Raw genomic sequence first — 25,506 nt, forward strand, 5'->3', positions numbered from 1 at the left:
TGATTAGAAAACGAATCTCACATACTGCTAATCTCACCTACTGCTAAGGAATCGGCTTTTGCACTCTATGCCTAAACTCTATTTTGTCGACGATGAACCCGCCATTCGAGACTCCGTAGAACAAGCCATGCTCATTGAAGGCATCGATATTGTCTGCTTTCCCAATGCTATTGAGGCATTAAAGAAAATAGATACCACGCAAGCCGGAATTGTCGTCACCGATATTCACATGCCGGTGATGGATGGCATTCAATTGACGCAAAAGTTACTGAGCCAAAATCCTCATTTTCAGGTCATCGTACTTACCGGACATGGTGACGTGCAAACCGCGGTATCCGCAATGAAAGCCGGCGCTTACGATTTTCTGGAAAAGCCATTTGTGGTCGATGCCCTACTCACTGCCGTTAAAAAAGCCGCAGATAAACTCGCACTGGTTGAAGAGAACAACCTATTGCGCAAAGAGTTGGCAATGCAAAATCAGGTTGGCCCAAAACTGATTGGTCAATCTCCATCAATGCAGGCATTGCGCCGAGAATTGATCACCCTAGATACCAAAACTAACCCACTTCTATTGTTTGTTGGTGATTTAGGGACGGGGAAAAGGGTCACTGCACAATACACCCATGATTTACACAGTCATCAAACCGCGGAGCTTTGCCCTGTCGCGGCGTTTAATTTGCCACGCAGTGACGAAGCGACATTCCATCAGTTTGTTTTGCAACTGTTCTTAAAGCATCAAGGTGGAACACTCTATATCCATGAAACAGAAGCGTTAACTTCGCAGCAATGGCTATGGTTAGCCGCTCTAAAACCCACTCTACTTCATGAAAACTCATGCAAGACCAATGCAACTTGTATCATTATCGCAACTACAGTAGTTCCTACTACAATTACAGGTGAACTACGCCGGTTTAATTTACTACCCTTGGCGCAAAGAACGGAAGATATTGGCTCTTTATTCAAACACTTTGCTCGTGGTGCGGCCAGTCGCTATCAGCTGCCGCCACCCGTGATTACAGAAAAAGAGATTCAGCGACTCATTGCAACGCATTGGACGGAGAACATTCGTCAGCTTCGCCAACATGCTGAACTCAGAGTGCTGACTCAAATTAAGCAGCCGTCGCTCGACAGCGATACTGATGAGCAAAATGAACTCGATATGAGCATTGAAGAGCAACAACAGTCGTTAAACCAACGCACCGATAGCTTTGAACAAATTATCTTGATTGAGGCGCTACATCGCCATCAAGGTCGTTTAAAAGAGGTACAACAAGAGCTGCAGGTGTCGCGAAAAACACTGTATGACAAACTAAGAAAGCACCAACTCGATAAAACAGATTTCAAGAACCGATAAGTCTTAAAAAATATATAAATTCAAAGATTTAAATGAGCAAAATCTTAACATTTATCAAAAGTAAGAATACACTCAATAGGCTTGCACTTTTATTTAGCGAACAAGGACTGTTATGAGTCAGAAAAATTTCAGCAAATTGAACGAGACCGAGCTTGAGTATGTCGATGATAAAACAGCGGCACTACTCCTCAATACGCCCACCAGTGCGCGAATTATGTTGTGGGTGATCGTTCTGTTTTTTATTGCTGCTATTGGGTGGTCTGCATGGGCAGAGATCGACAAAGTTACCGTTGGCCAAGGCAAAGTGATCCCCTCCTCTCAGATCCAAGTGGTACAAAACCTTGAAGGTGGCTTGGTTAAAGAAATCTTAGTTAAAGAAGGCCAACGCGTTCAAAAAGGTCAACAACTGCTGTTAATCGATGACACACGATTCCGTTCTGACTTCCGCGAGCGTGAACAACAAGTCGCGAACTTGACCGCCAACGTGTTAATGCTTTCCGCTTCCCTGACCAGTGTTGTCATCAATGAAGAATTCTCTGAAAAAGAATGGAAGAAAAGTGTCACTCTCGATTATGGCAAGCTTGCGTTCCCACCTAAATTCTATGAACTTCAACCTCAACTGGTTAATCGTCAAAAAGCAGAATACCGTCAAGATCTCAATAATCTGAGAAACCAGCTTTCCGTTTTTGATCAACAAGTTGAACAGAAACAGCAAGACCTAGTTGAGATTAAAGCGCGTGTTCGAAACCTAAAACAGAGCTACCAGTTTGCTCGCCAAGAACTGGATATCACCAAACCTCTCGCCGATGAAGGGGTGGTACCACGAATTGAATTACTTAAACTGCAAAGACAAGTGAACGACACTCGCCGAGAAATGACTTCGAGCGAGCTAAAAATTCCTCTTTTACGCTCAGCAATCAAAGAATCCATGCTCAGCCGTATTGACGCCGCACTGAACTTCCGCTCCGAACAACAAGAAAAACTCAATCAAGCCCAAGACAAGCTCTCTGCAATGACCGAATCTGCCGTTGGCCTAGAAGACAGAGTAAACCGTACCGTGGTGGTTTCTCCTGTAACTGGCACCGTTAAAACATTGGGTATTAATACTGTCGGTGGTGTTATCCAACCGGGTATGGACATCGTTGAAATTGTACCGACAGAAGACTCTCTATTGGTTGAAGCGAAAATCGCCCCGCAAGATATCGCGTTCCTACGCCCAGAATTGACTGCCATCGTTAAATTCAGTGCTTATGACTTCACTAAGTACGGTGGTCTAGAAGGCGTGTTAGAGCACATCAGTGCCGATACCACTCAAGATGAAGAAGGCAATAGCTTCTATATCGTGCGCGTGCGCACCGAAAAACACAATTTTGGACAGAACGAAGAGTTGCCAATCATTCCAGGTATGACCGCCTCTGTCGATATCATCACGGGTAAAAGAACCGTGCTTGAGTACATGTTGAAGCCACTATTAAGCGCTCAAAACAATGCACTAAAAGAGTAAGGACGTTTGATGTTTGATAACGCCTTTCAATACACAGCAAATAGACAAGAGCAGAGGCTATGAAGTCTCGGATTTCGCTATTGCTGCTGGTCCTCACCTCTTTCACCTCTGTGGCGCTCAACAAGAGCGACCAACGGTGGATAGATGCAGTGACCAAAACCTACGGCGATAGAGCCGGAAAGCGAGTGGCGACATGGCGCTCAAATATGACGTCATACGACGGATTAAGTGAAAAAGAGAAGCTCAGGTCAGTAAACCAGTTCTTCAACCAGATGTACTTTGTCGATGACAACATACTGTGGGGAAAGAATGACTACTGGGCAACACCACTGGAATTTTTAGGCAGCAACGCCGGTGATTGTGAAGACTTCACAATCGCAAAATACTTCTCTTTGCTTGAACTGGGCGTCCCAGATAAGAAATTACGATTAGTGTACGTAAAAGCACTGGAACTAAACCAGTTCCACATGGTGTTAGCTTACTACTCAACACCGAGTGCAGAGCCATTAATTTTGGACAACTTAAACCCTGAAATTAAACGCGGTTCCAAACGCCCAGATCTACGACCAATTTACAGTTTTAACGGTAAAAACCTTTGGTTGATCAAGTCGGCAGCAGGCAGCGGCAAATTGGCAGGGAAATCTTCAAGATTGAGCTTATGGAACGACTTACGTTCACGTGAGCGCTCTCTAAAATTAAACAAACCCATTATCAATTACGATGAGTAGGTACAATGACTTTATATAAACAGCTTGTGGTCGGGATGGTTGCAGTGTTCATACTGCTGATGACGTCAGTTTTTATGATCGAATTCAATACCACCCGTGGATACTTAGAGGAGCAGCAACGCTCTGAGGTAAGTAATACCATTAATACTGTTGGACTGGCTCTCGCCCCTTACCTAGAAGAAAAGGACAAGGTGGCAGTGGAGTCTGTTATCAACGCCCTGTTTGATGGCAGTTCTTACTCAGTCGTTCGATTGATCTTTCTCGATAGCGGTGAAGACATTCTCCGCTCATACCCTGTAAAGCCAACTGGCGTACCAGAGTGGTTTACCAACCTAAACCTGTTCGAGCCTGTTCATGACCGCCGCGTGATCACCAGTGGCTGGATGCAATTGGCCGAGGTCGAGATCGTAAGTCACCCAGGCCCTGCCTACGATCAACTTTGGCAAGCATTCATCCGCTTACTGAGCATATTTGGCACGATCTTCTTGCTCGGTTTGGTGTCTATCTCTTGGATCCTTAAGCGCGCTTTACGCCCGCTCTCGTTGATCATTACCAAGATGGATCAGATCGCCAAGAATCAGTTTGGCGAACCTCTGGCTCGTCCAAAGACAAAAGATCTCACCTTGGTTGTCGATGGCATCAACCACATGTCGACTCAAGTTGAACTGGCATTTAAAAACCAAGCGAAAGAAGCTCAGAAGTTACGTGAAAGAGCATATATCGACCCTGTATCTCAGCTAGGTAACCGTGCTTACTACATGTCTCAGTTAACTCAATGGTTAGAGGAGTCGAGCTTAGGTGGTTTAGCGGTACTTAAAGCGGAGTTTATCAGTGAAGAGTACGATGAAAAGGGCTATCAAGAAGGTGATGCCTTGGTTCATCAACTGGCTGAACAGCTGCAAGCTTCAATTTCATCTCCAGATATCACCATCGCTCGTATTTCTAGTGACGAGTTCGGTTTCATCATGCCAAACATTGATGAGAGCGAACTGAAACTTGTCGCGAGCAGCATCGTAAACTGTATCCAGAGCCTAGGTTCAGACCCAACAGGCACTGCGAATCCACATATTGCTCTTGGTGTGACCTACAGCAACAAGCGTAAAACCAGTACTGAAATCATGTCGCTGGTGGATAACGCACTCTCAAGTGCCAAGGCGAATCGAGAACTTGCTTACGGCTACGTAACCGCAGACGATCACGGCGCAGTGATGGGCAAACAACAATGGCGTATGTTGGTTGAAGAAGCGATCATCAACGACCTCATTACCTTCCGTTTGCAGGCTGCAAACAATGCCTTTGGTAAAACGTATCACCAAGAGGTGTTCTCTGCGATTGAAAAAGATGGCGTGCGTTACGGTGCTAACCAATATCTATACGCGCTAGAACAGCTTGAAATGAGCCACATTCTCGACCAATACGTTATTGAGAAGATGGTTGAAAAGCTCAATGCAAAAGAAGTAACCAGCCCTGTCGCTATTAACATTTCACCAAGCAGCATTTCTCAACCAAGCTTCATCCGTTGGATCGGTAAGACGCTTGAACAGAATGCTTCAATCGCTCACCTGTTGCACTTTGAGATTCCAGAAAACTGCTTCATCAACGTTCCGCACTACACGGCACTATTATGTAACACCATTCGCAACGCTGAAGCGGTGTTTGGTGTCGATAACTACGGACGTAACTTCCAATCACTGGATTACATCAACGAATACCGTCCAAGTTATGTGAAACTAGATTACCTGTTCACACATAACCTTGATGACGAAAAACAGAAGTTCACCTTAACGTCGATCTCTAGAACCGCTCACAACCTAGGCGTCACCACCATCGCGTCTCGAATAGAAACTCAGACTCAGCTAGATATTCTGTCTGATAACTACGTAGAAGTGTTCCAAGGCTTCATTGTTGATAAATAGTTGTAAGGGTTATATCACATGCAAGATCCACTATTGAACTCACTGATCTACGTTAGCCGGTATTACGGGTTAGCTAACTCGCCCGAAGCGTTGATCAATGGGCTACCACTATCCGATGGAAAGCTAACCCCTTTCCTATTCCCACGCTCTGCTGAACGAGCAGGATTAGTGGCAAAAGAAAACCGTTCCGACTTAGAAAAGATTCCTCACCTGATACTGCCTGCGGTCTTACTACTTAAACAAGGTGAGGCGTGCGTTCTCAACAGTATCGATTTAGAGAAGCAAGAAGCGGAAATCATTACTGCGGAAAGCGGAATGGTGCCAATCATCATTCCTGTCGAAGAGCTGAAAGAACAATTCATCGGCCGCTACTTCTTGGTAAAGAAACAGTTCCGTTATGATGAACGTTCACCAGAAGTTCTAAAAACACGTAAAGGGCATTGGTTTTGGAGCACGATTTGGGAATCTAAAAACATCTACCGAGATGTGTTGATTGCCTCCATTCTTATCAACATCTTCGCGATTGCCGCGCCGATGTTTACACGCTTGGTGTACGACAAGGTAGTTCCCAACCTCGCCTTTGAAACTTTGTGGGTGCTGGCAAGTGGTATCTTTGTCGTGTTCCTATTCGATTTGCTGCTCAAATTGATGCGCAGCTACTTCATTGACGTTGCCGGTAAGAAATCCGATATTCTCATTTCCTCCAAACTGTTCAGTAAAGTACTGGGGATTCGTATGGAAGCGAAGCCTGCTTCTGTCGGTGCTTTCGCTAAAAACTTGCAAGAGTTCGAATCCATTCGTGAATTCTTTACCTCTGCAACCATTGGCTCGTTAATCGACCTCCCCTTCGCACTGATGTTCTTAGCGCTAATTTGGTTAATGGCTGGAAACCTTGTGTTTGTTCCCGTTGCTGGCGTGGTCATTTTGATCGTCTATGCATTGCTAATCCAAGGTCCACTGCGCCGTACCATTGAGGAAGGCTCTCGTCTTGCTTCGCAGAAGTACGCGAACTTAATCGAGAGTTTGGCAGGGTTAGAGACGGTTAAGCTGTTCAGTGCGCAAAGCCAATTCCAATTCCGTTGGGAAGAAGCCGTTGCTCACATGGCGAATTGGAATATCAAAAGTCGACGCATCACTGACAGCATCCAAAACACCGCCGGCTTTGTTCAGCAAAGTACTAACGTTGGTATGATCATCTTTGGCGTGTATCTAATTGCAGAAGGTGAACTTACGATGGGTGGCTTGATCGCTGCAACCATGTTGAGCGGCCGAGCGATTGGCCCACTTGTTCAGCTGTCTTTGCTTTCGACTCGTTACAACCAAGCAAAGTCATCAATGACTCTGATTGAGCAAGTGATGTCGATGCCTGATGAACAAGAAGAAGGTAAACGCTACATTCACCGTCCGATTATTCAGGGCCATATCGCGCTAGATAAAGTGACGTTCCACTACCCAGATTCACCAGTGGCTTCAATTAGAGACTTAACCCTCAATATTAGTCCTGGTGAGAAAGTAGCAATCATTGGTCGTATTGGTTCAGGTAAAACCACACTAGAACGTCTGATTATGGGCCTGTACAAGCCCACAGAAGGCCATGTACGTATTGATGACACGGATATGGAGCAACTGCATCATGTCGACGTACGACGCAATATAGGTTGTGTTCCGCAAGACAGTAACCTGTTCTACGGTTCAGTAAGAGACAACATTACTTTAGGTCGTCCTTTGGTGGATGACCGTGACGTGATGGATGCAGCAAACCGTGCGGGGGTAACCGCGTTTACTCAACAAGATCCTGCAGGTTTGGAACGCCAAGTGGGTGAAGGTGGTGCCTTGCTGTCTGGTGGACAACGTCAGTCAATTGCCATTGCTAGAGCCTTCCTTGGCCGTCCGCCAGTGTTGTTGATGGATGAGCCGACCAGTGCTATGGATAACCGTTCAGAGATGCACATCAAACACCAACTTAACCAATTGCTACCAAGCGAGACGTTAATTCTGATTACACACAAAACGTCGATGTTGGACATTGTCGATCGAGTGATCGTAATGGAGAAAGGCTGCATCATTGCAGATGGTCCTAAAGCACAGGTTCTTTCAGACCTTAAACAAGGCCGAGTGAGAGCCGTTAGTTAGAGCGCTCAAGCCACCTAAATAAATAATTATCAGTAGAAACCAAAAGGGGGAGCATCAGCTCCCCTTTTTCTATTTGTCAGTATCGACACCTAGACAATACGTCACTTTGTGTTCAGCACAAAAGTCTACAAAGCAATATCCTCTTGCTCCATCTTAAACGAACATTGGATCTCGTATTGGTTGAATGAGAAAACACTTCCGCCGTGGGTTCGCTTGGTTGTGACTGTCTCATCACCAAATTGAATCGTCACTCGGGTATACACTTTTTCGTGTACCTCTACAGTGCATTCAGCAAGGTTGGTTGCAAACTCCGCTTCGAGTGTATCTAACTGCGACTTTGTGTTTTCAATTGCGAGGTTGTTCTTCTCACGTTGCTGCTCTATTTCTAGGGCTTGCTCTTCGCTTCTCTCTGCTTTCGGGCGCTTCTTAAATTCTAACTCTTGGCGAATCACACCCATGGTTTGCTCTTGAGTGTATTTATAAGTTTCCTTCAGCTCAGCTATCTTTTGGCGGTAACCATCGTAGCGCGCAAAACCATGTACCTTAGTTGCGGTGTCTCCCTCAACACCTAAGAAGACACATTCTACTTTTCCGCCAACTTTGGCTTCACCACCGCTTAGCGTGCCGTGTTTTTTCAAGCTGTCCATCACGATAAGGTTGTTACCACAGCGAATGTCATTACTCATACTGTGCACACCAAGTCGAAGGTCGTTGGCCGTTTGTAGCTCAGCATTCTGTGCGTAGCTTGCTGTGATAGAGCCTTTACTGAATACCTTACAACTTTTTGGCTCCCCCTCTTTAGTCGTATGGCCGATAATGCCTTTGGCGACTTTGATATCCCCCTGGGCTTGAACTTCGGCCGATTCGATAAAGCCACCAACCGTAACACTTCCGGTCGCCTTGACGATCATCCCCGGCTCGATGTTGCCAGAGACGAAGACATTACCTTTAAATTTAACATGCCCAGTTGAGACATCGACGTTGCTGACACATAAGGCGTCATCCACTTCGATGGTTCGATCTTTAATGATGGGCAATCCAGGGTGTGAGGCGAGTAGTAAATTGGGATCTTCAGGGGAGATGTAGGTGCCCTTTCCTGGCTTGATTAAACTGTCTTGCCCAGGAAGCGGTGGGATAATTCGGCCTTGAACGGTAAAGCCAGCGATACCTTTGGTAGCGGGGGTACGTTTCATTAAGTGATCATTTTGACCAACGGTAATGGTTTGTCCCAAGTCTCGCATATCAATCTTGCCTTCGTCTTTGCTGCGAGGCTTCAAGACTTGGCGAGTAATATCTTCAACCAAAGCGGCAAACTTAGCATCCTTACCTTTTACTGGTTGTGTCCCTTTAGCGACGGGCTGAGTAAACTTTTCGCCGGGCTTAAGTTTGCTACTCATCATCAGAACTTTTCTGAGCGCTAACTTATTTATTCCTTTTGTTATTTGAGCTTGAGATAAGCACTGAATGATGTCGCTACCACGCAGTGGGTGTCCATTGTAGGGACCAGTGACCACGAGGCTCGCCAACATCTCATCATCAGACAGTTCGACCGCAACAGTGGCATTTCGAACTTCGGCAATCAAGATTCCTTCATAAGCTTCACCCTTACCTTCTTTAGCAAGAGTAACGAAACGCAACACCTCTTCTTCGAAAAGAAAATAGTTTGATGCATTCAAAGCTTCCAAGGTTGGTGGCAGCGTCTTGTTATCAAAGCTTGCGTCAACCACAGTCCCGGTTGGCAGACATGCCATTACTTGTTGCTTGTCTTCCGACAATGTAACGATGTTATCCCACATTCGAATTGAGTATCCCTAATGACTCAGTTGTTATTCAGTCTATATAATTCATTCTGCGCTGAGTATCACATTATTAGAATAATCAGCGTCACATCACTTACTTTCGATTCTGCAAACATGACTCATAAATAAGACTTACACATTTTATGATCTGCTTCGCCTTTACAAATACATAGGAAAATTTTTTCAGAATATTTCGTGCGATTGAATGTTGATTCGATGTAGGGCTAGATAGTAAAGGCGAATAGCTTTAGAAGATTAAAGGCTGTACTGGAGAGATAAAACAGAAATGATGTAACAGATAATCAGGGTAAAAACGGGTTTCAATATGGAGCTTCAGTTTACAGTGTAAATCCAATATTCTAATTTACACTGTAAATCTAATTTGTTGCGGTCAGTCTATTTAAATGATGGCTAGCCTATTTACACTGTAAATTTGCTAACAGAGCATCGACATCTTTACGAAACTGAATCTCTGCTTGTTTACGACCAACAAGATTAAACTGTTCAACACAAGTCCCCCACTCTTTCTGCTGAACAACCTTTGCGATGAGTAAGTCAGAAATACCTATGTTTCGATCGTTACTGAGTAGAATCAAGTTCAGTACGCTGAAGCTGATCGCATCATAACTGTTGCCACCGTTCACGTAATTTCTAACTAACTGAGTTTCAAACTCGCTAACAGTGTGAACACTCTTTGGCAGCAGCGCTCGCACCATATCGGTTTCAAGTGAAACCAAAGAACCTGAAACAAGAAAACAGTAGCTACGCTCGAAGTGATTTTGAACTTGGTTTATCCAGCCTTGAGAGTTTGAGTTAAGCGCCTTAACCATCAGAACCGAGTGACAGCCACTGGCCTGATCTCGCTGGTGGCCGATGTGCACAGCTTCAAATTCACTACCACGCCAAAAAGAAATCAATTCGCTGGTCGCGCCAAAGCTTGTCGCCAGATAATCTGCTTGGCTGGTTTGCTGTGATAACTGAGCCAACATCCAACGGCCAATACCCAAACCTTGATGACGTGCTGAAACAGCAATGCGCATAACTCGAAGGCACCGACTGGTCGCCGCCTGAGTACAGCCAAATTGGTTTGCCAGTAATACAGGGGCAAGGTGACCTTGAGGCCTGCGTTTTCCAAGTTGAACTTGAGCAATCAACTCGCTGCCCAAACCACCCTCTTCCGTCACCAACATACAACCTAAACATTTATCTTGCTGCCAAGCGGCGTATAAACGGATTGCTGGATTGTTGAGAAATTGCATTAAGTCATTTGGCGAGGTCTGATAGTGCGCATCCACGAGAAGAGAAAAACATTGTTGTAGCTGCTCAGGATTAGCCAAGCATTCTGATTTTGATAACTCGCCCAAGTTTAATTGGTTGATTGCGTCAGCAGAAAAGCCTTCGATTTCATCAACCGCCGATTCAGTGACTGATGCGTCATTACCAAGTAGGAAGCAATCAAACAACCAAGCTTCTAGCGGATCGTTGCTATTCCAACGAATCGGTTGTTCGAGCTTAAAGCCTTTCCACCCCGGACGATGCTCAGAAAGCCAAGACTCAAACTTAATACCGAACCCTCGTCCACTGCCTTCGTAACCGTGTACCGTGGTCGAAAAAACCATACGGTGATAGATGTCGACCATGGATTTAAGCATCGGAATTGGAATTGTAGCCGCTTCGTCAACAAATAGAAGGTCACAATCGGGCTTGGATTTAAGTAATTCATCTGGCGCGACGAATCTCAAACTTCCCCCTTGATGGCGAATGTGAGTAGCGTTGACCACTTCGCAAGATTCCAACCCTTGGCCAGCATGAGAAAATACCGGCTCTACCGCTTTCACTGAAGGTGCAGTAACAATAATATTAAAACCGTGACGCTCAACTAACAGCTGCGCTGCGGCAATACCCAATGTCGAGCTTTTACCACGCCCTCTATCCGCAGTGAGAATCAAAGGACGTTTACGATGTCCAGACACCACTTTTTTGACTAATTCAACAGCCGTGTTTTGCTGTTCAAATTTATCCAATCCGTTTTGGGCGCTTTGCATCTGAGGAAGAGCGTGAGTTGCTTGAACTACATCGCCGGCTTCATTGTGTTGTGAAACAGAAATCAGTTTATCGAAATGACGTTTTAACCAACGTTGGCCAAAGCTTTCACTATCTTCAGAGGCATTAACTTTTGGCGGCAACACCAACAACAACCCACCACCAACTAACGAACCCAACGCGGCACTAAAACCATTCGCATCGAACTGCTCTCTAAAATCACAAACAAGAACTTGGCACTCACGACCAAGCAGTTGTTGGCCTTTTTTTACTGGAGCATGAATCACACCTTCAAATGGCGTACCGCCAACCTGGAAGATGCTCGGAATGTTTGAATCTTGAAGGAAGGTAAAAACAGCAGAGTTTTGCCAATCAAAATCGCCATCAAAGACCACGCCGTAACGGTGATCGTTATGTTGAGCAATATTAGAAAGTGTATGTAGAAAAGTGTTGGTTGGGTTTGTCATAGTTAGCGTCCAGATTCATCTAAACACAGTTTATCACAGCCAAATAAAAAGCCGCATTAAGCGGCTTTAGAGGAGTAATGAAAAGTCGTCGACTTAGTCGAGCTTCGATTGAACGAAGGCGAGGATTTCTTCCATTGTTGCATCATCAACTTTCTTAAGGTTCAACGCCAAGTTTGAACCCTTGCGGCTGTATGATGCGCGGCCCTTAATAAGCTCAACTTTTGGAGAAGCTTTCTTCGCTGGCGCTGGCGCCAATTCAAGAATCCAACCTTCCAAAGTTTCTGTCACGTCTTTGGTTAGACGAGTTACGCCTTGAGCTTCGCTACGCTGCCATACAAAACCTTCAGAAGCATCACACTTAGTCAGCAGTGTTTGCTGCTGTTCACTCGTCAATCCACCAAACTGCTTGTGCAGTTTAACAATGGTTGGACGACCAAGGTCGCTCACATTTGGGTAAGCTTGTAGCAATTCAAGTGGTAAAGCGGCTGCTTTCAATGCACCACTCACCAAAGCTTCACTGCACTGGAACATTTTCGCCAGTGCTTTCTGGTCTTCAGCTTCGCCTTTATCTAGCTTCGCTTGCATCTCTTTGCCCTTCTCATAAAGAGAAAGCGGTTTATGAGCGTTAGCTACGTCTGATAGGAATTTAGCGTGTTCGCCGTTAATGTTTTCAGCAACATAGATTAGGAACTCTTTGTCAGCCAAAATACATGACATACGACGACGGCTACCATCAAGAACTTCAATCTTACCGTCTTTGTTCTTACGACCAACTGCTGGGTATTGCTGACCACGTTCTTTCAATGTTGTAAGAACATCAGAAAGCGCATGCTCGTTTAAGAAAGATTGCTCACGAGCATTCTCTTCAAAAACAACCGTTCGAGTTGCCACTTCAGCCGCAGGAATTCGAACCAATTCAAATGAAACCAAATCTTCGCCAGCAACAGAAAGCTCAATCACTTGAGCCTGTTCTTTTGCCGCTGTTTGCGCTTCTTGTGGTGTTGCTACGCGACGTTTGTTTGCTTTACCAAATAGCTTTGCATTTAAGTCAGATGTTTTAATTGCCATTGTTGTTATCCCTGATTAAGTGAAGGCCAGTTGCTATGTAATACGCGCTCTAATTCTAGAGCACTTTTTTGTACTGCGTCTTGAGCAACAGCTAGAGTTTTCTTACCGCCCTCAAAGTCGCTCACCGTTAGATCGAAAACCGTGCTGTAAGTGTCGGCACAGGTTTCAAAAGCACGGCTTCTTGGAATGGTTGCCATCATTACTTGGTCATTCAACAGGTAGTTCATTTCAGTCAGAACTGACACCTGTTTCTTGTTGTCGTCTTCAAACATGGTTGGCATTAGACGAACAAATTCGAGCCCTTTCCAGTCATCCGGGAACATTTCGTAAACCGTTGGTAAGTGCTGGAAGAAGTTAACCGTTGAAGCCCAATCCAAACGCTTAGCTGCACATGGAATCAGAAGTGCGTTCGACGCGTACATTGCATTCCATACTAGAGGGTCAACGTGCGGGCCGGTATCAATCATAATCACATCGAAGTCATCGGCGATTTTGTCGATAAGCTTCTCTTTTAACAGACGAACAATATCAAGTGACTGATCTTGTGAAAGGCTTTGCCACGCTTCAGCGTTAAACATCGCATCTTCTGGGAAAGCAGAAATTGTCTTCAGGTTTGGATACTGAGTTGGCAATAGTACGTTCTTACGAAGAAACTCTAGATCGACATCTTGGCCTTCAGGCACGTTGTCCAACATGATATCGACGGCAGAATAGATGCTGTCGTGCTCTGCCCCACTAATTTGTGGATTTAGGAACAGACGCAAAGAGCCCTGTGGGTCCAAGTCAATCAGACAGATACGGTAGCGCTTATCCAAATTCAGAGACAAACAAGCGGCTAAGTGAACTGCTGTCATTGATTTACCCGTACCACCCTTCTGGTTTTGTACGTTGATAATCCATGGCTTATTGTCAGCGTGCTGCTTACGTTCGTGGAACTTCGGCACTTCTGCCGCGTCCATCAACATGTGAGCTTCTGTCAATGAAATCGAGTAATGATTAGCGTTGTTCTTTGTGAACTGATGACCATCAGCTTCAAGTTTAGTGATCGCTTCATCGAGCTTACGACGCGTTAAACCAGAACGAGTCTCCATCATAGCTTTAGACATTGGAGGGAAATGTTCATCACTTCGCTCTTCCAAAATAATCTCAATTCGGTCAGCCTGAACTTGTTGAGTTTGTTCGGCTAGCTGATAGAGCTTATCAATCGTTTGTTCTCTTTTCATTGCCAGTTTCCGTAATGATTAACTAAGTACAAATTGTACAGCGATTAACAACAAACACAACAAAAACATGAACATACATTTATGAGTAAAATCACATAAAATAGACCGCGTTTTTACAATTTGATGAAACATCGCCTTAGACAAACACAAAAATGACTGTTTCTATCATGTATAACCATGCTATTTCTAGTCTACATTTTAAATGTTACAGCATCACTTATTTACAATGTAAATGGAATTTCAACGAAAAACCTTCGGAACGATTGAAATACAACCGTAGATTACGGTTGGTGTGATTTGCATTCGAATTTATAGATTTTCAATCCAATAAAAATTAAAAAACACTCAATGACCAAAAAATTCAAAACAGAAGAGAAGATGGGGTGTCAAAAAACAACAGAGGATTGGAACTTAACCGGAAGAATGATCATGGAGCACATCCAGTGTAAGATAATTGATAACGCCAAATTATGAAGCATGATCAAGGCGTAAACTGAGCAATATTGATCCGAGCAACTGCAGATTGGAAATGATCAACCTCCGGAAAAATGATCAAGTAAACATAGTTCCGGAAGCATGTAATTTATGAACTAAGTTACGGACAAATGCTTTTGGAATGGGGATTCAACGCCTATAAGGGCTCAATGATTGAAAATTCAATCGACACAGACCAAGAATACACAAACATGACAATTTCATGATCATGCTTCCTAATTAAGACCCACCCGCTCTAAATACATCAAAGCAATCCATTTCCAGCGGATACAGACTAAATTTTGCACTCAATAGGGTAGGAACGATAAAAAAGTATGCTCTCTTGATCATTGTTCCGATAGATTGGCCACCACAAGTGTCCACTTAGACAAGTCAAAAGCGACTTAGAAACCGATGTTGAATTCCGATCTGTGGATAAGCTGTATAAGTATAATGATCATGCTTTCGAACCAATAATGATCATGCTTACAATGACTTAATGATCATCGTTCTGATGTTCTGTGATCATGCTTTCTTAAGTTTAATGATCATAGTTTCGGAACCTTTATGATCATGCTTTCCAAGGCGATTTGTTTTAATGCTTTAAATTCAGCCACTTATAAGCAAAGTTACGTCCAGATCATTAGATCACTTAATCATTTAAGATCATATTAATCAAAAAGATCAGTTATTTAAAAGCCAATAAATTCTCTTTATTTATGATCATTCTTTCTTTATCATTCAGGAACTATAGTGAAATTACGGTTAGTGTGATACGGATCAAAAATGAAACCAGAAGAGAAATTGTTAATTAAGGCACGAAGCCACAAAGATGGTCATTTATTTGAGGTATCTGAAACAGCCGTTGAATGGATAGAACAATATCAACACTTCAAAGGTGTCACCAAAAGCATAGTTGAGCTTCTTAACCTAATTTCACTTCGTGGGTTTAGCAGTAAAGACGGGTACGTTTCCACCACTGAGATTATTGAATCAACCGATGGTCAAGTCACTCGCGCAGCCTTACAGCAAAGGCTGAGAGCTGCAGTTAATATCGGATTGTTCAAACAAATCCCCGTTCGCTTTGAAGAAGGCCTTGCTGGTAAAACCATGTTGCATCGCTTTGTGAACCCAAACCAATTGATATCGGTGCTGGGTGCCACCAGCTTGGTGACAGAAAGCGTGAAGCAAAATGAAAAGCAAAAGCGCTCTAAAGCCCTAGCTCAAACCAAAGTAAACAAGCGCTTACTGAATGAACATGGGTTGAATACCCCACCAACGATGAAAGATGAAGCGGATCAATTCATTGTTTCGCCAACCAATTGGGCGGGGATTATTGATCAAGCGTTAGCGCCACCTAGAACTCGTAAGAGCTACCAGAAATCCATGGTTTCGATCTCTGGCACTCGCGCTGTGATCGAGACACGATCTTCTAAAAATATCATGACCGTTGACGATCTGATGACGCTATTCGCGTTATTCACTCTCACCGTTCAATATCATGATCATCACCAAGATGATTACCATCTAGACGCGAAACACACGCCAAACAAAACACCACTCTACATCACTGATATTTTGTCTTTACGTGGCAAGAAAGACAGCGGCCCTGCACGTGATTCTATCCGCGACAGTATTGATCGTATCGAATTCACGGATTTCCAACTGCACGAGCTTACAGGCCGTTGGCTTAGTGAGAACATGCCAGAAGGCTTTAAGAGTGATCGTTTCCGATTCTTAGCTAGAACCATTACCGCATCGGAAGAAGCGCCTACAGAAGGCTCTGACGGCGAAATTCGCATTAAACCGAACCTATACATCCTGGTTTGGGAGCCTTCGTTCTACGAAGAGCTGCTGACGCGTGACTATTTCTTCCTATTTCCGCCAGAAATCCTGAAGCAACATACCTTGGTCTTCCAAATGTATTCGTACTTTAGAAGCCGCATGGCACGTCGCCATTCAGATAGCATGTTGCTCAGTGAGCTCAACCAGAAATTGGCGCGTAACATCGATTGGCGTCGTTTCTCGATGGATCTGATCCGCGAGCTCAGAAAATTGGGTGAAGTCGGGGATCAAGAAGATACCTTCCTGGTTAATCTATGGGGTTATCACTTGACGATCACCGCGTTGATCGAAAAAGGGAAAACGACCGATTATCAGGTAGATATCAAATGTAATGTGGAAGAAGTATTACGTTACTCAAGAGCGCGTACCACTAACGCAGGTAAGCGTAATATGGCACCAACGCTGCCGAACCCACTTCGTAACGAAATGGTGTCTAAGCAGAAACTGGAAGAGCTGTCTGAGATTATCGATGGTGAGTTTGAACCCATTCAGCGTAAAGCACCGTCGCCAAGAGGCAAATTGGGACGTCGAGTTAAGCAGCGTAAACACTCTGTTGAGATCAACGCTGACGAGATCATGATTACTCTCTCTAAATATACCTCTGCAGAGGCTCTAGAACGCAGCATAACGGCTTTATCTGCTATGACAGGGCACTCACATGCCTCAATCAAAGAAGAGTGCTCAGAGCTCATTGAGAAGCTTGATTGGTTGAGAGTAGGGGAGGACGTTATCCCATACGAAACACTGAGTCGCTTGATTGAGCTATATAACGACCGAGATAGCACCAGCAATCGACATCTGTCCATTGAACGTTTGATCTCTGGTTTAGCGGTGCGTCGTAAAGTGTGTAAACAAGTTCATGAAGGTCATTTAGACGAAAACGTGTTCCTTGCGCTCGATGAAATGGCGATTGGCCACTAGTCATTATCCTATCGCGATAAGCCTGTTTTACCGTCGCTGAATGGATAGTTTTGAACACATTAGGTGCTGATTAAAATCGCACCTAACGCTGACAAAGTGATGACAAAGTAGCGCATCTAGTTGATTATTATTTATCCCGAATAGACAACCTTTGTCCTTTCTTGTGATTAATAGATTGGCTCATATTTTGTTACATCATACTGAATAGATTTTTGCGAGTTCCCAAGGGACTCGCTTTTTTTTGCCTAAAATTCAGTCAATCATTAAAATTCAATAGCTTACAGAGTTAAACGCCGAAGCATGATCAAGGCTCGATCATGCTTTCTACGGATCTAGCTCTGGTGAGATTCTGATTTGATGCTTGATCGAGAAGGGCTTGATCAGTGGAGATGGCGTTGAATAATGCCTTGATCATCGTTTCGGGGATGGGTTGCCATAAAGCGTACATGCGACTCGATCAATTTTTCAGACTCTGCTTTCCAACGTGGTTCTTGCTGTTGGTTCGTAAACTCCAAAGCCAATACACACAAGTGTTGTAGCCGCTGTGTACACCACTCTTGCAATCTTGCTTCTGATTTTGGGTCACATGACACCGCTTGCAGCTTACTGTAGGCAAACATTAGGTATTGGTAGGCTTTATCTTGATGGCTTGAGCTGCTGGCCTCCTGCGAAGCCAACTCCGGATTCGATGAATCCGCGAGGTGGCGATAGAAAGTAAAGATTCTCAGGCATCCGTCTAGCCAACATGCGATGCCTTTGCTCTGCTCATCCGTGATCAATGGCCCCCAGAGCGCATCTGGAGGCGTTAAGATCAAAGGTTCTAACCGGTCCACTTGATCATGCTTTCGGTCTTTGTACCAATCTCCGATCCGCTCTAACCAAGTGTCTAGTTCATTCATGCAACGTTATCCCACTGTTTTACAAAGTGATTATCAGAAACTTGTTTGATTTCATGCTGTATTTCACTGCTCTGCTCTCGAATACGATCAGCGTCTATTGAATAGTTTGGCTCATTTTTGACGAGTTCGCCAAATGGCAGATCGGGATCTGGTACGGCAGAGATCAACAACTTAGTGTACGGGTGTCGTGGATTGGTTAAGATCGACTGGGTTGATCCCCATTCGACGATCTGTCCTTTGTACATAACCGCTGTCTCTTCTGCGATGTAATGTGCTGTGGCAAGATCGTGGGTTATGTACAAAAAGCCAATCCCCAACTCTTGCTTCATTTTTTGCATCAGGTTCAACACGCCAAGTCGAATCGAAACGTCCAACATCGAGGTGGGTTCGTCAGCAAGAATAACCTCAGCGCCAACGGCCAGTGCTCTCGCTAGGTTAACCCTCTGTCTTTGGCCTCCACTGAGCTCGTGCGGGTATTTGGCGAGCGTTTCGATGGGTAACTCCACAAGCGTTAATAACTCTTTGAGGCGTTCTGTGAGAGCCTGTTTAGTGGCTACCTGTTTATGGATCTTAAGTGGGCGCGTTAAATGGTGCTCAATGGTGTGAGTGGGATTAAGTGAACCAAAGGGGTCTTGAAACACCATTTGCACACGGCTGCGATAATCCAAGATATCTTTACGGCTTTTCAGCGTAGAGATGTCTCTGCCTTTGAACAGTATCTCTCCCTCTGTCGCAGGGTAAACCTTGGTCATCAATCGTGCGCAGGTGCTTTTCCCGCAGCCTGATTCTCCGGCTAAGCCGAAAATCTCGCCTTAGCCTATGTGAAAGCTAACGGATTTGATTGCATTGAAAGAGGGGAAAATGAGAGTTGGATCAAACCACATTTCTTATGGGGAATCTTTTAAATATAATTGCAGAAAATGGCTTTGGCAAAGTTTAAATGAGGCATTTATTAATTAGCTTTGTGAAGCGTCGGAATCATCACACTTCAGTACAGAATTTCTTAACAAGCGAAAAAGCATTTGCTACAGATTACCTGTCCATTACATGGTGCTTTTCGGAGGAAAACATGTCCATTAATTCTATCAACCATGATGAAATGACAAATATTGCAAACAAGTGGGATGCTGAAGAAGAAGAAGTATCTTTCAAACCAGAAAAGAAAATGAAGTCTGCTGAAGCTCGTCGTCGTATCGAGACTCTAAGAGAAATTAGAGAAAGCGGTTTGAGTCTGGAAGAAGCGAGGGAGCTAGGTCTTATTCACTAATAATCCCCATTGCATTTAGAAGGGTGGCACAACGCCACCCTTTGATTTATAAGTGTTTTTTCATGTTTCCTATCCAGATTTAATCAACTCCTTGATTCTTTGGCTCACTGTTCTGTTTAGCCTAACCCTTTTGATATTACGCTTTTCAGATGAAAAACACGCACATGGCATACTCTTGAGCTAAGTTGTTTGACAGTCATATTCAACGCCACTAATTTTAAAGTTAAAGCAAAAATATGCGATGTCGTTGGTAAGGAGAAGGCTATGTCTAATTCTGTGGCTCAAGCTAAAGAAGTGCTGTTTTACGAACCCGAAGATCCGAACGGATACCTGTCAAATTTTGCCGCTTGTCCTATCAAGGTGGGTGAGCAAGTTTGGGCAACCAGCGAACATTATTATCAAGCGATGAAGTTTGCCTCCGAAGCGCTACGCAATATCATTTTGGAAGCCAGTACACCTGCCGAAGCGTTCTCTTTAAGTCGTGACTACGAAGACCAAGTTCGCGACGATTGGTATGACATTCGTGTTGAAGTGATGCAGTTTATTGTGACGGAGAAGTTCAGACAGAATCCACAGTTTGCGCTGTTTCTTACCAACACCGGAGATTCGGTGATCAAAGAACATTCGCACAAAGACCACTTCTGGGGCGATGGTGGCGATGGAACCGGCGAGAACCATTTGGGTAAGATTCTGATGGTAGTGCGTCACCAGCTTCGCACTCAGCAACTGCATTTGATTGCTTCGCACTGATTCGTCGATTCAGATAGCGGCATGCTTATGATTACCCCTTAGACGCATTTAAAAGGCCGCCCTGCTATCTAGTATGAAGCAGGGCGGCCTTTTCGGTTTTAGAGAGTCAGGCATCAACGAGAGTTAACGTACGTGACTAAGCTATCCGTTGCTAAGTTCTAAGTTACGCTGGTGCTATAAGTAACTCTGTACGATGTCGTCAAGCTGTCCATCGTCTTTCATTTGGTCTAGGCGTTGGTTGATGAAGCTTTGCAGTTTAGGATCCATCTCAGGGTCAAACGCCAAATGGATAGGGTAGTTATTGATGACAGAACCAAACTCTTGCATCTGGTAATCATCAATACTCAGTTTTTGTTCGTTTAGGTTGTATTTGATTCGTGATTCCATTTCCACAAACACGGTGTCGCCAGGTGCTCGGTTCAGGACACGAAACGCAGCAGTGTAATCTTTTACTCGAATCTCGTTGAGCTTGCCCTGTTGGATATAAGGTTCCAAGTTCGGATACTCAAATCCTTTCAGCAATACTACGGCTTTCCCATCGAGATCATCGATTGTATTGAACTCAAATGGCTTTTTACCGCTGCTGAGTAATACGTGTTTTACATTGTAAATCGGGTCTTCAGATAGGTTCGCAGATTGAATATTCCCCCAACTAGGGCTGCCATAGGTAACCCAGTTTGGATTCTCTCTCGCATCGAGCTTGTCGATCATTCGATTAAAAGGGTAGGTGTGGTAGTTGATCTCATATTGGCTGTCATCAAACACGGCTTCCACAATATCTGAAACAATTCCTCTGTGAGATGACCCGTCAGTTTCGATTTGAAAAGGTTGCGCTTGGCTCGCAATAATGTAGTAGTGAAGAGGTTCGCTTGCAGAAGCATAACTGCTTGAAAACAAACTGACTATGGATGCAACGATAAGATGTTTTTTCATAACCTTCCCTAGTTATTTGATGAATGACTACTATTATACTAGTTGAGTAATTGTAGTTTGCTAGGATAACAATAATGGTAATTTGTGTATGTTGACAAAAGGAAAACGCTACGTTGGACTCTCCCGACAGTTGATCGGGATGATAATAGCGATCAGTACCTTATTCACAGTTATAGTGACAGGTCTCGGGTTGTATGTAGAGTACCAAAGTCGAGTTTCTTTTATCAGCTCTCAGATCGAGCAGGTCAAGGCTGGCTACCTTTCTGGTTTAACGGCAAGTTTGTGGGTTGAAGATCGAGAGCAATTGTTTGTGCAAGCCGAAGGCATCTCTCGCCTCCCTTCGGTCAGTTACCTTCTTATCGAAAGTCCCGATGAAAAAATTCTAGAGTTAGGTCAAAAGACCCAAGGCCAATCTTATTCTCAGTCTTGGGAAATGGTGCACCAGATGGGCGGCACAGACTTCCCGTTGGCGACGCTCACGGTGCAATCAGACTTGAGCATGATCCTAGATGACTTTGAAGAACGAGTGTTATTGTTGCTCGCCTTCGAAGCCGTTAAAATCTTCTTGTTGTCTCTCGTATGTTTAACCATCGTCTATCGTCTTGTCGTAAAACGTTTGATGACTATGTCTTCCCAAATCAACCAACAACAGGTCGAAGACAACAAACCGCGCTTTATAACGCCAACTCACTCTATTTACAAAGATGAGATATCGACTCTAGAGAGTAGCTATAACCGATCGGTAGAACGTATTCGTCAACAATATCAAGAGCTGGAAAAAGCCAAAGACATTGCTGAGGTGGCCAACCGCAATAAAAGTGAATTCCTTGCTAATATGAGTCACGAAATCCGTACACCAATGAATGGGATTATCGGGTTGTCGTCTTTGCTCTCTGAAATGGATATGCCGAAAGAGCAAAAAGAGTACATCAACATGCTCAACACCTCTTCGCTTACGTTGCTCGACTTAATCAACGACATTCTCGATTACTCGAAGATCGAAGCGGGGCGACTAGAGCTTCAGCAAGAGCCGATGAAAATGATGGGCATTGCGGCCGACGTTGAATCAACCTTTCGAGTGAAAGCCGAACAGAAAGGGCTTCGATTCCAATTAGCGATCGACCCTAAGATCCCAACCATGGTGATTGGCGACGGTACACAACTAAGACAAGTCCTAAATAACTTAGTAGGTAACGCGATTAAATTTACCGAGCATGGCCACGTCACGCTCTCGCTTCGTTTGGAAGAGGTGGTTGAGCCTGAGCAAAAACTCAGAGTGAGGTTCGAGGTTGTCGACAGCGGTATCGGTATTGCAGAAGACAAACAGAAATCGGTGTTCGATAAGTTTCAACAAGCCGACGGCAGTACCACACGTATTTATGGAGGCACAGGGCTTGGTCTAACAATATGCGAGAAGATAGTGACATTGATGGGCAGCAAGCTTGAACTCACCAGTGTTGAAGGTAAAGGCAGTACTTTCTATTTTACGGCTGACTTTGACCCGTGTTTAGAAGCCGATGAAAGCAATATCGATTTCAATAAGGTTTCGGTTCTGCTTGTGGATGATAGCCAGCTGAACATGCGTATAACGTCTACACAGCTTCAATCCTTTGGCGTTAAGTCTGAGTGCTGTGAAACGGCAAACCAAGCGTTAGAGTTGGTTTCAGAGTCTGTGGCTCAGTCATCACCTTATGATCTCGTTCTGATAGACAAAGTAATGCCGTCCGTTGATGGCTTTCAACTGGCGAGAAGCTTAGTTGAACGCTTTGGTAGCGAGTGTCCCAAGTTAGTGATGATCTCTGCTGACCCTAGAAAGCAAGATGAAGCTCGTGCTAAACAAGTCGGTTTTGTTGCCTACATTGCGCGTCCTTACCAAGATAATCAGCTTAAATGGACCATCAGTGAGGTACTCGCGAGAGCGGCTGATACTTCAGTCTTTACCTATCCGAACAGAGGAGAGGTTGCGTTTAAAGACAATGAACCTGTGCCGTTAAGTAAACCTGCAGCGGTTGTTAAAGATGCTCCCATTGTCTCTGTAAACGCCACACCAGCCGATAAACAAGCTCCAATTCAAGCAGAGTCAAAACCTGTCGCAGTTGTCGGAGAATTTAGTGGTACAGTTTTAGTTGTTGAAGACTCGCGAGTAAACCAACAAGTCGCCAAGATGATGCTCAAGAAGCTTGGCTTTGAGGTTGATATTGCCGACAACGGTGAAATTGGTGTCGAGAAATTCAAAGCCAACGAATACGAGATGATTTTTATGGATTGTCAGATGCCGGTTCTCGATGGCTTCGAAGCGACCAAGCAGATCCGAGCGCTCGAAGAAGGGGCTGCAAAGCATATTCCAATCATTGCGCTGACGGCCAACGTCGTGCAGCGAGACAAGCATTTGTGCTTCGATGTAGGCATGGATGAGTTTTTACCTAAACCGGTTAACCAAGGCAAACTGAGAGAGATCGTAGCGAGTTTCTTGTCGAAAGAGACGGAATCAAACAAAGAACATGAGCAGCAAATTGTTTAGTTGAGTATCTCTAATCTTACTTTCATTAAAAGAGTAATGAGGCGAATTAGACATAGTCTTTTATGCCGTTGGTTATATTTGAAGTATCGTGTGAAAGAAATGATAAAGGTGGCCTGAAAAGACCACCTTTTTTGTATGTGTCGGTTTGAACTTAATCTCTATCGATTGCGAACGCAGACCATGCTTGACGTGTCGGCATCACTTCGACTCGGTTAATGTTGATGTGATCTGGCAAGGTTGCGATATAAAACATCTGCTCGGCAATATCCTCTGCTGACAACGGTGTAGTGCCTTGGTAAAGGTTGTCTGAAGCCGTCTGGTTACCTTTAGTTCTTACAAGAGTAAATTCCGTTTCTGCAATACCAGGGGAGAGGTCAGTCACTCGTACCCCTGTGCCTTGTAAGTCACAACGTAGGTTGTAACTGAACTGCTTTACGAACGCTTTGCTGGCACCATACACATGGCTTCCTGGGTAAGGCCACTGTCCGGCGATTGACCCAACATTGATGATTGAGCTTCCTGCGCCTTTTTTAATTAACGTAGGCAACAGCGCATGAGTAACATTAACCAAGCCTGTGACATTGGTATCGATCATAGTGTGCCAGTCTTTCAAGTCCACATCAGGCGCGCCTTCTGGTGCCAAAGCTAACCCAGCATTATTGACCAATGCGGTAATCGATGAAAATTCAGCGGGTAATGAATCAATGGCTTGTTTTACGGCGTCTGCGTCTCGAACGTCGAGTTGAATTACATGCACAGGCACCGTTAATTCTTCCTTTAGGTCGAGTAGCCTTTCGATTCGACGACCAGACAGCACTAACGACCAGTTATCTTCTGCGAAACGTTTTGCTGCCGCTTTGCCGAAACCAGAGGTTGCCCCTGTAATGAACGCTATCTTATCCATAAATACATCCTTCTAATTTGAAATTAACATAAGTAGTGCCATGCCGATCAAAATCGGCGCGGTCGTTGTTTTTGCAGACAAGTTCGGTACTGATAGATACAGTTTTTGCCCCAGTACATTGCCAATCAAAGCTGCCGGTAATAGCCATAAACCTGTGATGAACGATTCTTGGTTAAATGCGCCAATCCATATGAAGCCGATCAGTGAAATCGCTGAACTCAGCAGAAAAAACACAATCGCGGTGGCTCTCTGTTCACTGGTTTTAATGGTCAGGTTCATCAAATACGTCACTAATGGCGGACCTCCTGAAGAAGCGGTGGTCATGCTAAACCCCGAAATGGCTCCCGCCCAAAACGCGTGTCGTTGGTGCAACCAAGTGAGGCGTAAGTCCAAAATAATCAGCGTGCCAGCGACCAAAGACATCATCGCGATAAAGGCCTTCAAGCCTGATTCCGATATCGTGCTAATGAAATACAGCGAAAAAGGCACCGCAACCAACATGCCAATACACAGCGGCGCAATAAGCCGGATATTGATGGTGGTTTTACTTCGCTTGAGCAGAGGAAAGGCACTTAAAAAGTCCAACAAGATAGCGATGGCTACCGCTTGCAATGGTGGAACAATAAAGCTTAGGGAGAGCGCAGCGATAATCGCAAACCCAAACCCGGAATAGCCTCGCACTACTCCTGCAAACAGAATCAATGTCATTGCCAACCCTAATTCCACTCTTGTTCTCCTCTTTGCTTTTGAAGTTACT

The 25,506-nt window shown here is 44.5% G+C and carries 17 protein-coding genes and 1 pseudogene; 9 read left to right on the top strand and 9 right to left on the bottom strand.

Annotation, left to right across the window (positions count from 1 at the left end; genetic code table 11):
- The first annotated feature begins 67 nt into the window (after positions 1 to 67).
- From AB4375_RS09065 to AB4375_RS09085, 5 genes are all read left to right on the top strand, one after another.
- Positions 68 to 1,354, top strand: coding sequence for a sigma-54-dependent transcriptional regulator (locus tag AB4375_RS09065; RefSeq protein WP_372051449.1), 1,287 nt, complete (start codon positions 68 to 70; stop codon positions 1,352 to 1,354).
- Between the two features lie 112 nt (positions 1,355 to 1,466).
- A complete protein-coding gene (locus tag AB4375_RS09070; protein ID WP_017061206.1) occupies positions 1,467 to 2,858 on the top strand; it encodes an HlyD family type I secretion periplasmic adaptor subunit in 1,392 nt (463 codons plus the stop codon).
- A 59-nt stretch (positions 2,859 to 2,917) separates the two neighbouring features.
- Positions 2,918 to 3,586: a transglutaminase-like cysteine peptidase gene (locus tag AB4375_RS09075; RefSeq protein ID WP_019823329.1), complete on the top strand. Its 669-nt coding sequence runs from the start codon at positions 2,918 to 2,920 to the stop codon at positions 3,584 to 3,586.
- A 5-nt stretch (positions 3,587 to 3,591) separates the two neighbouring features.
- On the top strand, positions 3,592 to 5,502 hold the full coding sequence (locus tag AB4375_RS09080) for a LapD/MoxY N-terminal periplasmic domain-containing protein (protein WP_102320930.1): 1,911 nt from the start codon (positions 3,592 to 3,594) through the stop codon (positions 5,500 to 5,502).
- Between the two features lie 18 nt (positions 5,503 to 5,520).
- Entirely contained in the window at positions 5,521 to 7,635 is a 2,115-nt protein-coding gene (locus AB4375_RS09085; RefSeq protein WP_017061209.1) for a type I secretion system permease/ATPase, read from the top strand.
- A gap of 125 nt (positions 7,636 to 7,760) precedes the next feature.
- Here the strand turns inward: AB4375_RS09085 and AB4375_RS09090 are convergent, their stop codons facing one another.
- From AB4375_RS09090 to AB4375_RS09105, 4 genes are all read right to left on the bottom strand, one after another.
- Complete coding sequence (locus AB4375_RS09090; RefSeq protein WP_372051390.1) at positions 7,761 to 9,431, bottom strand: DUF342 domain-containing protein; 1,671 nt, start codon at positions 9,429 to 9,431, stop codon at positions 7,761 to 7,763.
- A 419-nt stretch (positions 9,432 to 9,850) separates the two neighbouring features.
- On the bottom strand, positions 9,851 to 11,944 hold the full coding sequence (locus AB4375_RS09095) for a GNAT family N-acetyltransferase (RefSeq protein WP_017070167.1): 2,094 nt from the start codon (positions 11,942 to 11,944) through the stop codon (positions 9,851 to 9,853).
- A 93-nt stretch (positions 11,945 to 12,037) separates the two neighbouring features.
- Positions 12,038 to 13,012, bottom strand: coding sequence for a ParB/RepB/Spo0J family partition protein (locus AB4375_RS09100; protein WP_017065141.1), 975 nt, complete (start codon positions 13,010 to 13,012; stop codon positions 12,038 to 12,040).
- 5 nt (positions 13,013 to 13,017) lie between these two features.
- A complete protein-coding gene (locus tag AB4375_RS09105) occupies positions 13,018 to 14,235 on the bottom strand; it encodes a ParA family protein (protein ID WP_017061213.1) in 1,218 nt (405 codons plus the stop codon).
- 1,260 nt (positions 14,236 to 15,495) lie between these two features.
- Between AB4375_RS09105 and AB4375_RS09110 the strand changes: the two genes are divergently transcribed.
- Positions 15,496 to 17,475, top strand: a complete 1,980-nt coding sequence (locus AB4375_RS09110) for a replication initiator protein RctB domain-containing protein (protein WP_017071247.1) — start codon at positions 15,496 to 15,498, stop codon at positions 17,473 to 17,475.
- 380 nt (positions 17,476 to 17,855) lie between these two features.
- On the opposite strand, the gene AB4375_RS09115 is transcribed toward AB4375_RS09110, so the two are convergent.
- Both AB4375_RS09115 and AB4375_RS09120 read right to left on the bottom strand, forming a co-directional pair.
- Positions 17,856 to 18,374 carry a transcriptional regulator gene (locus AB4375_RS09115; RefSeq protein WP_372051392.1) on the bottom strand — a complete coding sequence of 173 codons (519 nt, stop codon included), beginning with the start codon at positions 18,372 to 18,374 and terminating at the stop codon, positions 17,856 to 17,858.
- Positions 18,371 to 19,258, bottom strand: a pseudogene (locus AB4375_RS09120) (ABC transporter ATP-binding protein). Before AB4375_RS09120 ends, AB4375_RS09115 begins: the two are co-directional and overlap by 4 nt.
- 185 nt (positions 19,259 to 19,443) lie before the next feature.
- Here AB4375_RS09120 and AB4375_RS09125 point away from each other — a divergent pair.
- Both AB4375_RS09125 and AB4375_RS09130 read left to right on the top strand, forming a co-directional pair.
- Positions 19,444 to 19,641, top strand: coding sequence for a hypothetical protein (locus tag AB4375_RS09125; protein WP_017070170.1), 198 nt, complete (start codon positions 19,444 to 19,446; stop codon positions 19,639 to 19,641).
- Between the two features lie 189 nt (positions 19,642 to 19,830).
- On the top strand, positions 19,831 to 20,391 hold the full coding sequence (locus tag AB4375_RS09130) for an NADAR family protein (protein WP_372051393.1): 561 nt from the start codon (positions 19,831 to 19,833) through the stop codon (positions 20,389 to 20,391).
- Between the two features lie 174 nt (positions 20,392 to 20,565).
- Here AB4375_RS09130 and AB4375_RS09135 read toward each other — a convergent pair whose 3' ends face one another.
- Positions 20,566 to 21,324 (bottom strand): ABC transporter substrate-binding protein, encoded by a 759-nt coding sequence (locus tag AB4375_RS09135; protein ID WP_019823349.1) that lies wholly within the window; start codon positions 21,322 to 21,324, stop codon positions 20,566 to 20,568.
- Positions 21,325 to 21,412: 88 nt separating this feature from the next.
- On the opposite strand from AB4375_RS09135, the gene AB4375_RS09140 reads away from it, so the two are divergent.
- Complete coding sequence (locus AB4375_RS09140) at positions 21,413 to 23,845, top strand: response regulator (RefSeq protein WP_372051395.1); 2,433 nt, start codon at positions 21,413 to 21,415, stop codon at positions 23,843 to 23,845.
- 151 nt (positions 23,846 to 23,996) lie between these two features.
- Here the strand turns inward: AB4375_RS09140 and AB4375_RS09145 are convergent, their stop codons facing one another.
- Positions 23,997 to 24,749 (bottom strand): SDR family NAD(P)-dependent oxidoreductase, encoded by a 753-nt coding sequence (locus AB4375_RS09145; protein WP_017061222.1) that lies wholly within the window; start codon positions 24,747 to 24,749, stop codon positions 23,997 to 23,999.
- 12 nt (positions 24,750 to 24,761) lie between these two features.
- Positions 24,762 to 25,457 (bottom strand): sulfite exporter TauE/SafE family protein, encoded by a 696-nt coding sequence (locus tag AB4375_RS09150; protein WP_372051450.1) that lies wholly within the window; start codon positions 25,455 to 25,457, stop codon positions 24,762 to 24,764.
- Positions 25,458 to 25,506 lie beyond the last annotated feature (49 nt).

This window comes from Vibrio sp. 10N.261.51.C6, assembly GCF_041471785.1.
In the GTDB taxonomy this organism is placed as follows: domain Bacteria; phylum Pseudomonadota; class Gammaproteobacteria; order Enterobacterales; family Vibrionaceae; genus Vibrio; species Vibrio crassostreae_C.